This is a genomic window from Howardella ureilytica (assembly GCF_054657495.1).
In genome coordinates, this window is the sequence record NZ_BAAHYP010000003.1 from 17952 (window position 1) to 33836 (window position 15885).

The following is a 15885-nucleotide window of genomic DNA, read 5'->3' on the forward strand; positions in this document are numbered from 1 at the left end:
ATTATAAAAATTCATAGATTAGATTATACATTTTGTATAGGTAATTAGGCAATACTAAGAAGTTTTTATATTGAACTTAATGTATAAAGCCTGTACAATTATTAAATATATTCGCTTATAAGCATTAATTGACATTTATAATATTAAAGGGGGCTTATTATGCCTATCACAGATCTACTTACGAGAAACGCAAAGGAATATCCTCACGAAACCGCTCTTGTTGAAATCAACCCGGAAGTAAGTGAGCCTTCGAGAGTTACATGGAATGAATATGAGCTTGTACAGCCGACTTCCGATGTTCCTTACAGAAGAGAGATATCCTGGTCCGTATTTGATGAAAAATCCAACAGATGCGCCAATCTGCTTCTTAACCGCGGTATCAGGAAGGGACAGAAAGTCGGTATTCTTCTCATGAACTGCCTTGAATGGCTCCCCATATACTTCGGTATACTCAAATGCGGAGCCATTGCCGTTCCTTTAAATTTCAGATATACATCAAACGAAATCGACTATTGCGTAAAACTCGCCGATATAGATGTTTTATTCTTCGGTCCGGAGTTTATAGGACGTATGGAAGCCATAGCAAATGATTTAAGCAAAGAAACTTTATTATTCTATGTGGGCAGTCCCGCTCCTTCATTTGCCGAAGATTATTTCCACTGGGTAGCCAATTTCAGCAGCATAGCTCCCAAAATAAAAATAAACGACGAAGATAATGCCGCAATATATTTCTCTTCCGGCACGACCGGATTTCCGAAGGCCATTCTTCTCAATCACAAAGCCCTTATGCAGTCTGCGGAAATGGAGGCCATTCACCATGAAATAACTCATGATGACGTATTCTTATGTATACCTCCCCTATACCACACTGGTGCAAAAATGCATTGGTTCGGTTCACTTTATACAGGCGGAAAGGCAGTATTGTTAAAGGGCAACAAACCAAAAAATATATTTGATGCCGTATCGGCGGAACACTGTACCATAGTATGGCTGCTGGTTCCGTGGGCCCAGGATATTCTTGCTGCAATAGAGAACGGAACAATAAAGCTTTCAGATTATGATCTTGATCAGTGGAGACTTATGCACATAGGAGCCCAGCCGGTTCCTCCGAGTCTTATTAAACGTTGGAAAAGCTACTTTCCTAATCATAAGTATGATACCAACTACGGTCTTTCCGAATCAACGGGTCCGGGATGTGTGCATCTCGGCGTTGAAAACATCCACAAGGTCGGAGCCATAGGTCTTCCCGGTCACGGATGGCAGGTAAAGATTGTTGATGATAACGGCAACGAAGTTAAAAACGGCGAAGTGGGAGAACTTTGCGTAAAAGGCGACGGTGTCATGGTGGAATATTACAAGAATCCCAAAGCCACTGCCGAATCAATAAAGGACGGATGGCTGTATACGGGAGATATGGCCCGTCAGGATGAAGATAATTTCATTTATCTTGTAGACAGAAAAAAGGATGTCGTAATATCAGGCGGAGAAAATATTTATCCGGTTCAGATTGAAAACTTTCTCTCATCCCATCCGGATATATTGGATGTTGCCGTAATAGGAACTCCCGATGAACGATTGGGTGAAATTACAACTGCCGTTATAAAATTAAAGGAAGGCAGAACATGTACAAAAGAAGATATTGATAAGTTCTGTGAGGATCTCCCGAGATATAAAAGGCCCCGTAACATTATATTTGCGGATGTTCCGCGTAATCCGACAGGTAAGATTGCAAAGAACGTTTTAAGAGAGAGATATGCCGGCGCAAGACTGGTGGAAAAGCAGAGCGAAGGATAAATAAATCGGTAACATATATGCTTGCCGCCCTTTTCCGTTTACATAATGTTACATAAAAAAATACCCTTTCGGCCGGGTCACCATCCGGCGGAAAGGGTATTTTTTATGTATATTTTTATCTTATTATATTAACTTAAATAAATCTCACGGCAGTTCCGTATGCGATAACTTCGGCAGCTCCCTGAACAACGGAAGAAGTTCCGAATCTTACGTTTACAACAGCGTCTGCCCCGAGACGCTGTGCATCTTCAACCATTCTCTGCACGGCCGTATTTCTGGCTTCGTTCATCATCTCGGTATAACCTTTTATCTCTCCGCCCACAAGTCCTTTAAAGCTTGCCGCAAAGTCTCTTCCGATATTTTTACTTTGAACCATGGCCCCCTGTACAAGTCCCATGGTTTCCAGGTTCTTTCCTGAGATATAATCTGTATTAACTACTATCATAACTTATCTCCTTATAAATATTTATACTGATTATTTTAACATACTGAGATAAATGTATATATGTGTGTTACGTAAAAACGCAATCAATTACCTTAACAGATAAATAAAGTATCCCGCATATCCCGCAAGGAATATAATTCCCGCATATCTTCTGAGTCCTTTACTTATAAGACAGAACACCCATAAAAGTACACTTGCGCCGATGCTTATTATTGTGTCCGTAATAAACGCCGAATCGAACGGAACGGTCGTTATAAGTCCCGATATTCCAACGATAAATAATATATTAAATATATTACTTCCCACGATATTACCTATGGCAATATCGGCATTTCCTTTTTTAGCCGCCGTTACGGATGTGAACAGTTCCGGAAGAGATGTTCCCAACGCAACTACCGTAAGGCCTATAAATCTTTCGCTGGCTCCGAAAAACTTCGCAATCTCCGTTGCCGCATTAACCGTAATCTGACTTCCGAATACTATAATAACAACGCCTACAGCCGTAAGCAGAATCAATAAAGGAATTTTCTTGGGCTTCCTGTGATGCTCTTCTTCTGCGCTGTTCTCTCCGCTGCTTATTCCCGATTTCGCCTGTCTGAAAAGATATATCATATATACGGCAAATAAACCTATAAGTATAAGAGCATCAATGAATGTAATATTTCCGTCCAGTCCCAACAATAAAAGAACCACGCTGATGGCTATCATAAACGGAATCTCAACTTTAATCGTTCCCCTCGCAACGGCTATCGGAACCATGGTTGCGGTAATACCCAGTATAATAAGTATATTTAGAATGTTACTTCCCACAATGTTACCTATTGTAATATCGGCGTTGCCTGCCAATGACGACGATATACTGACGGCCGCTTCGGGAGCGCTTGTTCCCATTGCGACTATTGTAAGACCTATTACGATTTGAGGAATTCCGAACCTGGTCGCAATACCGGCAGCACCGCTTACGAACCAGTCGGCTCCCTTGATAAGCATGGCAAAACCGAGTGCCAGCAACAAAAATTGAACAAAAATCATATTTTACACCTTTCTAAAAAACGAGACCTTCACATAATTTCAGTCGGATTATCTTATTAATAACCATAACCGAAATTATGTAAAAGTCTCGCTAATTATTTATTGACCGGGCTGTACGCCGCGTTGACGATCATATAAACATAAACCATCGGTTTATGCAAGCTACTCCCTCTTACAAGGTCATATTTATTTTTCTTTTATAAATTATAATATTTATAATTATATGTCAATGTTAAATATTATATATAACGTTGTTAATTTGTATATTTTTGCAAACATTTTTCCCTTTAATTTACTTAAGGATTTTTTCCATGGACGTAAACTGCGGAACCATTCCGAAGTTCTTATAAAATTCCAAAGCGCCCGGGTTTAATTCCCACACATGAAGCTCAATATTATAACATCCGCAATTCCTTGCATAATCCTCGGCATACTTCATAAGAGCCTTGCCGACACCCATTCTTCTTGCTTCCGCATCAACACACACGTCGTCATAATAAGCATATTTTCTGTCAGCCATTTTATGATCGTTCTTATATTCGCCAATCTGCAGAAATACATAACCCAGGAGTTTTCCTCCCTTTTCGTCTTCATTCTGAGCAACAAATACAGGCATATCTTCATTTAATAATATTTTTTCAATATTTTCATCCGTATATTTTGTTATGGAGCTTTTAAATATATCCGGTCTTTTTTCCGAATGCAAATCATTTGTCTGATGGAGCAATCTCAATAATTCAGGGATATCTTCCCTTACCGCTTTTCTTATAATCATAACTGTACCTTTTAAATTTATTTTGTAAATGTTTCTGTTTAACGGATGATTTTCGTTCCCGTCCTGCCCTCTATGGCATTTTTCGCATCACTGAGCGCACATATATATGCCGTACCGTTGTCCACGCTTGTTACAAAATCCATACATGCCGTAACCTTAGGAAGCATGCTTCCCTTGGCAAACTGTTCTTCCTGTATATATTTCAATGCATCATCAACGGTAATACAATCCAATTTCTCTTCGTTCTCTTTTCCGTAATTCAGGCATACCTTATCGACCGCCGTAAGAATCATAAGAACGTCCGCATTCAGTTCCTTTGCAAGAAGCGCCGCTGATTTATCCTTATCAATAACCGCCATTACACCCTTCGGGCCCTTTTTAGTTCTTATTATGGGTATTCCGCCGCCGCCGACTGTTATTACTATATTTCCCATATCACTCAGCTGTTTTACGGTCTCAATTTCCACAATCTCCTTCGGAGCAGGAGAAGCCACAACTCTTCTGTACCCGCGTCCTGCATCTTCAACGTATATGGCGCCGTGAGAAGCTGCCAAATCGTCAGCCTCTTCCTTCGTATAAAATCTCCCTATCGGTTTTGTGGGATTATTAAATGCTTCATCCTTTTCATCAACAATAACCTGCGTAATTATTGTCGAAACATTTTTATTGATATTTCTTAATTCAAGTTCATGTCCGATTGCCTGCTGCAGATGATAACCTATATATCCCTGGGACATGGCTCCGCACTCGGGATACGGCATCATGGGAATCTTTTCATCCTCTGACGAGGCAAGCTCCATTGCCAAATGGATCATTCCGACCTGAGGTCCGTTACCGTGAACTATAATCACCTCATTCCCCTGTTCAACAATATCAACTATTGCTCTGGAAGTGTCTTTAACAAGTTCTAACTGCTTGGTAGGAGTGTTACCGAGAGCATTCCCTCCGAGCGCCAATACAATTCTGCTCACTGCTGTTTCCTTTCATTTGCCCTATTACATATATTCATATTCCCATACGGTACTTTTTAAGCATACTTAGTTTATACTCAGATTATATATTTCCGCAAGTCTTAGAATTGTATTATTATTAAACCATAATTACAACACTTAACTTTATGACGAATTGCTATTGAAGCATCGCTAAATAACCGCGCCTACAATAATACGGCCTTATTACGGTATCCAGCCGTTCTTTTTACATCTTCCGTAATCCCATGCTTTTTTCCACCGCATGTTTTCAGGATGAGTATTGTCATCGGCAATCTTATAACTCCAATATATGTCTCCGGCGGAAACGTCCCACGCATCCTTTTGAAGTCTGTAAATCTGTCTGTATCTCTTTCTCTTTTCTTTATTCACAAGCCTTCTTACGGATTCATTTTTCTCGTATTCGCGTATAAATTCTCTTTCATTATAATTCGTGCCGAGAATTCGATTGACCTTTTCTCTGCAAAAATATACCGCGTCGTTGGCATATGACACACTTATACTCCACTCTCCTATAATTATCGGTATGTGCATGGACGCCGCTTTTATCCTTAATTTTTCCGCAGCAATATAAATCCTGTGATAAGTCATTGAATTATACGGAACAATTCCGGAAGTCGACTGCATATAATCCCCGTTCAATTTATTTTTGTCATATTTATTCACTGTTCTAAACGGATTTATCTTATTTATAACCGACAAAAATTTCTTATTGTGAAAAGGTATAAAGCTTTCCATTGCGGACAGGTAAAAGTGTGCATCCAAATAGACGTTTTTCATATTGTTGCGTGCAAAAAAATCTCTCCATGCATCAAATCTGAATCCGTCATGAAATATTACCGCTTTGTTTACGGGCATATACTCTCTTACGGCCCTGTATGCCTTTATATAAAACCTTTTTAAAAACGAAATCGGTATTCCGGATGATCCGTATGATTCCTTCTTATCTTTTGCACCGTTTTTTGTCGGTGAAGTGGCGAATGCAAGTTTACCGATAGGTTCATTCAGCACCTCAATGCCGAAAAGAGCCTTTCTTCTGCCGTATCTCTCGGCAAGCCTTTTTAAAACGGATATTACAAATGATACTTCCTTCGGATTTTTATGAAACTTACATACTCCTACTATTCCTCCGTTATCGTATCCGTTTTGACCGAGCGGAGCCGTATGTAGGTCTATAATAATTTTCAGACCGTATTTTTCCCCCAGATCAAACGCTTTATCCAGATACTCAACACAGCCGATAAAAGGTTTCCTGTCACCGAATATAAAATACGGAACGGGTATTCTTACGGTATTTAAACCGTATTCACCGCTTATTTTTTTAAAATCCCTCTCTGTAATAAAAGTATCTCTGTGCTTTCTTAACCTTTCTTCCAGTTCATCCCGATCCAATTCTCTCGCAAGCCATGTTTCATCCTGTGCGTATGTATTATTGAAGGGAGCTTCATCCATCCACTTCTCAAGAACAAGCCAGTTGCCGAGATTAACCCCTCTTATTTTTTTAATTTGCTTCATATGCTTCACCGCCCCGGTATTATTTAAAAAACAATTGCAATTATCACCCGATTTGATGTTTATCGTCTTTATCGGTCAAACCGACAAAGACGATATATCTGTTTCATCGGATATTTTTTAATACAGCATCAATTATATATTTAATATCACAATTTAAAAGTCCCGTTATGTATTTGAATGATTCAAAATAAAACAAAAACAGCCGTAAGACTGACGTACTCCATACGAAGATACGCGACTTACAGCTGTTTGAAGTGTATTTTCTTTTAATTAATTATAACTGTGCCGGTAATTAAGCTTCTGTTTTCCAAAGTCCGTGAAGGTTGCAATATGCATATGCCTCTAAAACTTCATCTCCGCAGCAAAGTGCAAAACAAGCCTTAGGTTCCTGACCCGGTTTAAGAACTACTCTCTGGTTGCCGTGCTTTGTTACAAGAACAATCCATTCGATATAATGCTCTTCTTCCATTGGATGAAGCACTGATCCTACGGTAACCGTAACCTTATCTCCCTCAACTTCAATAACAGGTAAATGTTTCTCTGCAGAAGCCTCAACCGTATTAGGAACCAACTCCTTCATAGGTTCGCCGCAACATACAAGAGGACCGCCCTCCTTAACTTCTGCCATGATTCTGCCGCAATGCTCGCATACATAAAACTTCATAATGTTTACCCCCTTACCGTTAAATCCTACATGTGTCATACATATGACCTATTCACTCTTATGTCTAAAAAAGCCTACTTCAGATTACGATTCCATAAGTCATATATACATATAATTATAACAATGTTGTGTATAAATATATAGTTCTTTTCTTAATTTACATCATGATAATACAATAATAATTACTGTTATTCCATACACAATATTTTATTTATGTATACTATATTGTATAAGGCTATATTTTGTCACATATAAATTCGTAAGTATACCGCATAGTTTCTCATATACTGTTTTAAGAGTTTTAACACTGCCGTAAATCAGATATACTTACATATTCTCCATATATTATCTGCATTTTAACGTTGCTCCGTAATCCGGCACCTACTATCTCAGCATTATGATAAGCCGTAATAATATCTTAAATAATAAAGACGGGTCTGCATTCATGCATATCGCATGTACTCAAACCCGTCTTCTCATCTTATTATACCGTAATCAACTGCTTTGGACATCTGCCGTTTCCCAGCATTCGGTCCTACCTCTGAGACCGATGTCTTTGCTTTTAAAGTCAGATGTATCCCCCAGCCGTTCTTTCCTCTCAAAATCTTTAAGAGTTCTAAACACCTGCCTTGATAATATAAACAACACCGGAATATTTATTATTGCCATCAGTCCCATACATACATCGGAAATATCCCAAAGAAGTCCGGCTTCCAAACCGGATCCCAGGAATATAACCCCTGCGCATATAAGTCTGAAGAATATCATAAACTTTCTGCTTGGTTCTTTCTTGCCGTTCAAATATGTGAGAAGGTTGTCACAATAGAAACAGTTTCCGAGCAGTGTTGTAAATGCAAACAAACTCATGGAAATAACTATAAAATACGGTCCGAATGCCCCAAGAGATTCGCCGAGAGCCATTTGCACATAAGGCGCTCCTTTAATCTCAGGAACCGGCACTATTCCTGAACTCATGCACATCATGGCAGTTGCCGTACACAAGATGAGCGTATCAATAAATACGGATATCATCTGTATAAGCCCCTGCTTTGCCGGATGCGAAGTATCGGCTGATGCAGCGGCGTTAGGCGCCGAACCTATACCTGCTTCATTTGAATAAAGTCCTCTTCTGATTCCCTGCATTAAAACGGAGGCACCGAATCCTGCAAATATTGCCTTAAAATTAAATGCCTGCTGAAATACCATAGGCATATTTCCCGCATTTATCACAATAACAATAACGGAAATAATAACATATGCAATGCCCATAATAGGTACTATTCCGGATGTAACCTTTACTATTCTGCTCTCTCCTCCGAGAAGACACCATCCGGTAACCACCGCTAATATGATCCCTATTATCCACGGTGTAATGCTCGGATCATAAAATGGGAATATGGCAAATGTTGTCTGGAGATTATATGATGCCAACATATTAAATCCGAATGCATATGTGAGCAGCATGGCTATACAGAATACTATTGCAAGAACCTTAAAATTAAGGGCCTTCTCAATATAATATGCCGGTCCTCCGATAAATTTGCCATCCTTGCCCTTCACTTTATAAATCTGCGCAAGAGTACTTTCCGCAAAGGCCGTTGCACCTCCGATAAGCGCTATTACCCACATCCAGAATACGCTTCCGTACCCTCCGACACATATGGCGACGGAAACTCCTATAATATTACCGGTACCTACTCTTGAGGCGGTTGATACCATAAGTGCCTGGAAACCCGATACGGAATTCTCATTGTGATTCTTCGGTTTTTCCTTTAAACACTTTATCGCCCTGCCAAGCAATCTGAACTGCGGAAATTTTGACGCCACGGTAAAATATATTCCGGCCGCAATCAACATGATAATTAATATCCAATCATACATTGCGGAACTTATCGCACTAATAATATTGCTTATCATCGGAACTCTCTCCTCTCATATCGAATTTAAACATAATACCATTTTTATACTTTTATTACAATATTTATACATTTATTACATGTATGAATACTAATTCGCACATGAGAACATAATCCGATTTGTTCCTATATTGTATGGAATTTATGTCCTTCGGTTAAGGTTCGACAATGTTAAAGAACTTATAGTCCTCAAGTTCCGAAACCGCGTTCATAAGCGAATCTGTCAGAGTAACATCTCCGTCCTGTTTTATCAGAGATGAAACATATTCTTTATTTTTCTTTATGATTGACAAAAGACCTCGTCGGTCTGTTGTCCACGTAACATCCGCTCCCTTTGCAGGTTCGGCTTTCCTGTAGAGGATAACACCGTTTTTCACATTGATTACATATGTACCCTCGGGAATTATAACATTAATGATACAACTCAGATCCTGAATCAGCGAAGTGTCAACAAGTATACCCAAATAATCAAAAATCATCTCCGGAGTCATATGAGCTACGGCATCCTCCGAACCCGTAGCACATGCAGATGTATCGTTATTTGTACCGTTTCTGAGTTCAAAAGCAGCAGAAAGATATGCATTTCTCCAGGTTCCCGATTCTGCCTGATATCCCAATTGTTCCAAAGCGTCGGCACACAAATATCTGGCATCTTCATTGCCGGGATCCGCAAATATAATGGTATTTGTGATTTGCGCTACCCATTGATATTCGCCTCTGTCATAATCTTCTTTGGCTTTGTTCAGCACGGTCTTTGTGTCACCAAGGTAAGACATGAGTTTCTTCCCGTATGATGAAGGATCCAATTCATTAAGATGAATAGGATTTGCATCATACCATCCCATATATTTTTCATATACGGCTTTGGCATTATGAGTAACCGTACCGTAATATTGACGTGTATACCACACCTTTTCGAGCTCTTTGGGAAGCGAAACCATATGCGACACTTCCGTTTCGGTATATCCTTTGTTGATATATAAAAGAGCCTGGTCGTTGATACATTTGTAAGCTGCCGCCGTATTTGTCAAATATTCTTTTATATCTTCATTACCCCAATGCGGCCAATTATGTGACTGATATACAACGTCGACTCTGTCCCCGTACATGTTCAACGCTTCCATAATATACTCTGCCCACGCGTTACCGTCTCTTACCTGAGCGCCTCTCAAAGTATAAAGGTTGTGAAGAGTTCCCGTACAATTTTCGGCCATGCACAGCGCATTTTTTGATTCTATCCACATATTCATTTCAACGGGAGCTTCTGTTCCGGGCGTTAACTGAAATTCTACTTCAAGTCCGTCTATTATGTGTTTTTCACCGGTATATTTAATATCCACCGTCGGTGATATGTAGCTTGTGAGTCCTCTTGACTGCCCCATTCCGATACCTATACAAAGAGAACCTCTCTTACTTCCCTTTAATATGGTACCGTATTGATAACTTGCTCTTCTCTGCATGGCGTTGCCTGCATATATATTTTCGCTTACGGCATGCTTTTCAAATCCTTCCGGTGCATATATATCAACTTTACCCGATATGACATCCTCTTCTGAAACGACTCCTTTTACTCCTCCGAAATGATCTATATGAGGATGAGTATAGATTACGGCCTTTACCGGAAATTCCCCCAATTTATCATTAACAAGAGAAACGGCGGCTTTTGAACATTCCACGGACATGAGAGGATCTGTAACTATCCAGCCGCTGTTTCCTTTTATAAATGTTACATTTGCCATATCATATCCGCGAACCTGATAAATGCCATCCGTCACTTCAAAGAGACCGTATATATGGTTAAGCCCGGCATTGCGCCAAAGACTCGGGTTTGCCGTATCCGGTGCTTCTTCACTCAAAAAATCATATGCTTTCTGGCTCCATACAATTTTTCCGTTATCGTCCGTTATCTCCAACGAATCCGGATTTGCAATCAGGCCTTTTGAGGCATTTTCAAATTCCCTTTTATCCTCAAAATCAAGAAATTTATATATATTTCCATTGATTTCCGAAGTATAAGATGTTGCGGGCTTTGACTCTCCCGTAAATTCATTATTCGAAGATATATCGTTAAAATGATATTCTTTATTACTCATAATAAATCCTCCTGTAAGGTATATGGCAAACAGCAACTCTGCCTATGGTTTTTATTTTTTTTATAAGATTAAGACAATCAGAAGTCAAGCCTTATTCATACCGAATTTATGTGCATTCGGTAAAAAAATAATTTCACGGAAATATTTATTTCATTCAAATTGCAAAAGACATTTATTGTGCTAAAATTACAGGAATAAATTATTTATATACAAAATTTGCCGTTTAAAAACGGTACGGGAGGTTCGTCTTTATGAAAGAGAAAATAAATGTATTTGAATACGGTAAAGAAATTCTTGAAGCTCTGAAAAACGGAATACTTATAACCACAAAATTTAAAGATAAAGTCAATACCATGTCCGTGTCATGGGGAGCCCTCGGTATAGAATGGGCAAAGCCCATATTCACCGCATATGTAAGAGAGCACCGATTTACAAAATATTTGTTGGACAATAATCCGGAGTTTACGGTAAATATACCGTTGGGAGATTTCAATAAGAAAATAATCGGAATTGCCGGAACAAAAAGCGGTCGTGACACCGACAAGATAAAGGAGCTCGGACTTACTCTTGAAGAGCCTGAAACAATATCCGTTCCGGGTATCAAAGAACTTCCCCTTACTCTTGAATGCCGTGTGGTTTACAGCCAAAAGCAGGATTCGAAAATGATTCTTCCGGAATATAACAAAACATTTTATCCGCAGGATGTAGACAGCTCGTTCCACGGAGCAAACAGAGATTACCACACCATGTATTTCGGAGAAATAGTTAATTCGTATATAATTAAATAAGTGCTTAATATAAAAAGGATGCTGCCTGTTTGGCAACATCCTTTTTATATATTATCGGCTGCACAATAAACCGTTTTTGAATTTTAAAAATGTAAAAAGCAATTATCTTAAAGCCTTAATAATTGCCGCATCTGTCTTTTCGTCGCCCGCTCCTTCAAACCTTGCAACGATATTAGTTCCGTAATTTGCGCAAAGTCTGTCTGCGGCGTCGCAAAATGTATCAGGATGGCGCTCGCTGTTTCCGCTTACGGCAGCGGCAATAAGACCGTCTCTGTTGCCTTCTATAAATTTCTCTACAACTTCGGGAATAATTCCGTTACCGTCAGTATATGTGATAAGAAGGTATTCTCCGTCGACTTTTTCTGAGCCGTCTTCTATTTTGGTAGCTTCAATACCAAGTCTGTCTATTAACTTTTGAACATTTCCCGTTCTTGATGCGTATACAAGTTTCATAATCGATCTCCTTTTATGTAACATAACTTATAATCAATACCAGCCAACACTAACCGTTTTTAGCATTTATGTCAATACTCATCGGCAATATAACATTACCACTGATAATAATTTACCAATACTTTCTCATTTATTCCGATAAAATACCATACAATTCATCCGTAAGAAATTCCCTGAGTATCCCGTCAGCATTTATATTCCCGAATCCGTGATAATATTCCTCCGCGACTCCTCCGGCGATTGCTCCGAATGTATCGCTGTCGCATTCGAGACTGTAAATATTTCTGATAAAGGATTCATAGTCTTCACTTTCATAAAAGCATCGCATGGCTGCAGGAACTGAACCCTGACAGGTATCATTCCATGTATAACGGCTTCTTAATTCATCAAGACAGTAATATATACTGTACTCATACTCTCCCGCCGGATAATTGGACAATACATAATCATATATTTCCTTTTTATCACTTCCGTGTTTTGCAAGCCATATACATGTTGCCGTAACCACAGCTCCTTTTATTCCCTCCGGATGGTTGTGAGATACCTCAGCGCTTTTTGCCGCTGTTTCCTGCATCTTACCGTAATCGTCAAAATATTCTCCCACAAATGATACTCTCATGGCCGATCCGTTACCAAAGCTGTTATACGGCATATGATTATCTCCCGTAAACCAATCGAAAAAACGGGGTCCGTACCCTCTGTCGGGATACTTCCTTCCCAGTTCAACCATTGTATCGGCAAAACCTTTTCCGTATTTAATCGCCTTTTTAACGGCAAGAGTCATAACCGTATCATCCGTAAATCCCGCTGATTTCTTATTAAGCAACGGTATATTTTTCCAATCAAGTTCTTTCGGTCTCCCGAATTCATATTGAGATCCCAATATATCTCCTAGGACTGCTCCTTTAACCGCCATATTAATATCCTTTTATTAATTTTTTAAAATCGTACAACTTTCGCCAAACGCCGTCAACTAATCACCGTTAATCGTGCAAATATAATATACATGCGGTTATTCCCGATTTCCGATAATAATGCGCTCCTCGATGATTTTTAATATTTTTGTGACGCGCTCCGCCGTAAGTACAGAATAATTTATAATATAATAATCATTTTCAAATTTATCGCCGGATAAACGGTAATCACCGAGGGAATTAATCTTTATGCCGTTGTCATATAACATTTTTGATATTTTTTCCGTCGGAATGTCACTGTTTATTTTCATCAAAAAATGCAGTCCGGAATCATTTTCAATAATCGTACAGTACTTTCCCAATGTGCCTTTTCTTACGGCGTCCATAATTCCCTTTCTCTGCCTCATATAAAAAAGCCGCATACGGTTGATATGTTTTTCAAAATATCCCATATTCATAAATCGCGCTAATGTATACTGCTCGAAATTCGAAACCGGACATGAATAGAATGACATCGTGTCATAATATTTATTGACAAGGTGAACCGGCAGAACCATGTAACTTATACGAACCGTCGGTGAAAGCGACTTGGAAAAAGTATTTATATATATAACTTTCCCGCATCCGTCTATGGAGAAAAACGTCGGTATCGGTTTTCCCTGAGATCTGAATTCACTGTCATAATCGTCTTCTATAATATACCTTCCTTTTTTTTCATTTGCCCAAGCCAATATTTCATGTCTGCGACATGCAGGCATGGTAATCCCCGTAGGAAAATGGTGATTGGGGCATATATGCGCAACATCGGCCTTAAGCCTGTTTAACTCCGTCGCCGTTATTCCGCTCTCATCCATTGACGCAAAACCGCATTGTATCCCGTTTTGACTGTATATTTTCAGAAGTTTCGTATATCCCGGATTTTCCACGGCATATATTTTATCCTTCCCAAGAAGGCGAGTAATCACTCCGTACAGATATTCCGTGCCCGCCCCGACAATAATCTGATCCGGATCCACAAGCATTCCCCTGAAGGAAAGCAAGTGGGCCGCAATGGCTTCACGGAGCTCCCTTACCCCTCCCGAAGGAGATATTTTCATCAATTCTTCTTTTTTTTCGGACATTACACGTCTTGAAACTTTTGCCCATACGGAAAAAGGGAAATTATCCGGATTTATTCCGTTATCCGAAAGATCATATATTACATTCGGATCCTCCCGCGGCACATTAATGTCAAATGAAATATTCGCCTGCGGTGCCGTATAAATATCTTTCATAATATCGGCAACATAATATCCCTTTTTGGGAATCGTAAATATATACCCCTCACTAACCAGCTGGTCATATGCATTTTGAATCGTAATGGTACTTATTCCGTTGTTGCGGGCAAATGCTCTCTTGGAGGGCAGTTTCTCCCCGGACTTCAGTTTTCCCGAAATAATGTCGTCTTTTATACACTTATAAATATATAAATACAGCGGTCCGTCAGATTTCTCAAAATCATATGTAATCATATAAACTCCTTTATCTGACATTTAAAAATATATTGTTTTGGACATTTTGTTATAGTCAGATTTATTATATTATCGATGTCATCCGAATACAAGGAGGTATATATTATGACTGAAACAGAATACAAATTAAACAAAGATCTTTCGCACATTCTAAAAGGAGGCGTAATAATGGATGTTACCACCCCGGAACAGGCCGTTATTGCGGAATCCGCCGGCGCATGCGCCGTTATGGCTCTTGAAAGAGTCCCTGCCGATATAAGAGCAGCAGGAGGCGTATCAAGAATGAGCGATCCGAAAATAATAAAAGAAATAAAGAAATCCGTAAGTATACCGGTTATGGCAAAATGCCGCATAGGCCACTTTGCCGAGGCACAGATACTCGAAGCAATCGGAATTGATTATATTGACGAATCGGAGGTTCTATCACCTGCCGATGATATATATCATATAGACAAAACGGAGTTTAAAGTTCCTTTTGTATGCGGAGCCCGCGACCTGGGGGAAGCACTTCGAAGAATATGTGAAGGGGCGTCAATGATTCGAACAAAGGGAGAAGCCGGAACAGGCGATATTTTACAGGCTGTCAGACATATTCGCAAAATAAATTCCGAAATCCGATATGTTGTTTCACTTAACAAAGACGAACTGTTCGAACAGGCAAAGCTTCTTCAGGTTCCTTTTAATCTTTTGTCATATGTTCACGATAACGGAAAGCTTCCTGTCGTAAACTTTGCCGCCGGAGGAGTTGCCACTCCTGCCGACGCCTCGCTTATGATGCAGCTTGGAGCTGAGGGAGTATTTGTGGGAAGCGGTATATTCAAATCCGGAGATCCCGCTAAACGCGCTCATGCAATTGTGCAATCCGTTAAGCATTATAATGACGCAAACCTGATAGCCGAACTTTCAGAAGATTTGGGAGAAGCGATGGTAGGCATAAATCCGGATGAAATCAGGATTATAATGGAAGAAAGAGGACAGTAAAATTAAAAATAGTAC

The 15885-nt window shown here is 39.5% G+C and carries 14 protein-coding genes; 3 read left to right on the plus strand and 11 right to left on the minus strand.

From position 1 onward, the window contains the following. Nucleotides 1-159 precede the first annotated feature (159 nt). The gene (locus tag ACYQ1N_RS02125) at nucleotides 160-1794 is read left to right on the plus strand and encodes a class I adenylate-forming enzyme family protein (protein WP_459832176.1); all 1635 of its coding nucleotides are present in this window, start codon (nucleotides 160-162) and stop codon (nucleotides 1792-1794) included. 133 nt (nucleotides 1795-1927) lie between these two features. Here ACYQ1N_RS02125 and ACYQ1N_RS02130 read toward each other — a convergent pair whose 3' ends face one another. The 8 genes from ACYQ1N_RS02130 to ACYQ1N_RS02165 all read right to left on the minus strand — a co-directional run bounded on the left by ACYQ1N_RS02130 (nucleotide 1928) and on the right by ACYQ1N_RS02165 (nucleotide 11223). Continuing rightward, nucleotides 1928-2239: a YbjQ family protein gene (locus tag ACYQ1N_RS02130; RefSeq protein WP_459832179.1), complete on the minus strand. Its 312-nt coding sequence runs from the start codon at nucleotides 2237-2239 to the stop codon at nucleotides 1928-1930. 87 nt (nucleotides 2240-2326) lie between these two features. Beyond that, nucleotides 2327-3271, minus strand: coding sequence for a calcium/sodium antiporter (locus ACYQ1N_RS02135; RefSeq protein ID WP_459832181.1), 945 nt, complete (start codon nucleotides 3269-3271; stop codon nucleotides 2327-2329). A 292-nt stretch (nucleotides 3272-3563) separates the two neighbouring features. Beyond that, nucleotides 3564-4046 carry a GNAT family N-acetyltransferase gene (locus ACYQ1N_RS02140; protein ID WP_459832183.1) on the minus strand — a complete coding sequence of 161 codons (483 nt, stop codon included), beginning with the start codon at nucleotides 4044-4046 and terminating at the stop codon, nucleotides 3564-3566. 38 nt (nucleotides 4047-4084) lie between these two features. Next, nucleotides 4085-5017, minus strand: a complete 933-nt coding sequence (gene arcC, locus ACYQ1N_RS02145; RefSeq protein WP_459832185.1) for a carbamate kinase — start codon at nucleotides 5015-5017, stop codon at nucleotides 4085-4087. Between the two features lie 204 nt (nucleotides 5018-5221). Further along, complete coding sequence (locus ACYQ1N_RS02150; RefSeq protein WP_459832188.1) at nucleotides 5222-6550, minus strand: glycoside hydrolase family 5 protein; 1329 nt, start codon at nucleotides 6548-6550, stop codon at nucleotides 5222-5224. A gap of 292 nt (nucleotides 6551-6842) precedes the next feature. Continuing rightward, complete coding sequence (locus ACYQ1N_RS02155) at nucleotides 6843-7214, minus strand: desulfoferrodoxin family protein (RefSeq protein WP_459832190.1); 372 nt, start codon at nucleotides 7212-7214, stop codon at nucleotides 6843-6845. A 495-nt stretch (nucleotides 7215-7709) separates the two neighbouring features. Further along, nucleotides 7710-9131, minus strand: coding sequence for an alanine/glycine:cation symporter family protein (locus tag ACYQ1N_RS02160; RefSeq protein ID WP_459832193.1), 1422 nt, complete (start codon nucleotides 9129-9131; stop codon nucleotides 7710-7712). A 154-nt stretch (nucleotides 9132-9285) separates the two neighbouring features. After that, nucleotides 9286-11223: an alkyl/aryl-sulfatase gene (locus tag ACYQ1N_RS02165; protein ID WP_459832195.1), complete on the minus strand. Its 1938-nt coding sequence runs from the start codon at nucleotides 11221-11223 to the stop codon at nucleotides 9286-9288. A 251-nt stretch (nucleotides 11224-11474) separates the two neighbouring features. Here ACYQ1N_RS02165 and ACYQ1N_RS02170 point away from each other — a divergent pair, with 251 nt between their 5' ends. Further along, on the plus strand, nucleotides 11475-12011 hold the full coding sequence (locus tag ACYQ1N_RS02170) for a flavin reductase (RefSeq protein WP_459832198.1): 537 nt from the start codon (nucleotides 11475-11477) through the stop codon (nucleotides 12009-12011). A 102-nt stretch (nucleotides 12012-12113) separates the two neighbouring features. On the opposite strand, the gene ACYQ1N_RS02175 is transcribed toward ACYQ1N_RS02170, so the two are convergent. From ACYQ1N_RS02175 to pdxR, 3 genes are all read right to left on the minus strand, one after another. Further along, the gene (locus ACYQ1N_RS02175) at nucleotides 12114-12464 is read right to left on the minus strand and encodes a class Ib ribonucleoside-diphosphate reductase assembly flavoprotein NrdI (protein ID WP_459832200.1); all 351 of its coding nucleotides are present in this window, start codon (nucleotides 12462-12464) and stop codon (nucleotides 12114-12116) included. 130 nt (nucleotides 12465-12594) lie between these two features. Then, on the minus strand, nucleotides 12595-13380 hold the full coding sequence (locus ACYQ1N_RS02180; protein ID WP_459832203.1) for an ADP-ribosylglycohydrolase family protein: 786 nt from the start codon (nucleotides 13378-13380) through the stop codon (nucleotides 12595-12597). A gap of 96 nt (nucleotides 13381-13476) precedes the next feature. Further along, complete coding sequence (gene pdxR, locus ACYQ1N_RS02185; RefSeq protein ID WP_459832206.1) at nucleotides 13477-14889, minus strand: MocR-like pyridoxine biosynthesis transcription factor PdxR; 1413 nt, start codon at nucleotides 14887-14889, stop codon at nucleotides 13477-13479. Between the two features lie 105 nt (nucleotides 14890-14994). Here pdxR and pdxS point away from each other — a divergent pair, with 105 nt between their 5' ends. Then, nucleotides 14995-15870, plus strand: a complete 876-nt coding sequence (gene pdxS, locus ACYQ1N_RS02190; protein ID WP_459832208.1) for a pyridoxal 5'-phosphate synthase lyase subunit PdxS — start codon at nucleotides 14995-14997, stop codon at nucleotides 15868-15870. Nucleotides 15871-15885 lie beyond the last annotated feature (15 nt).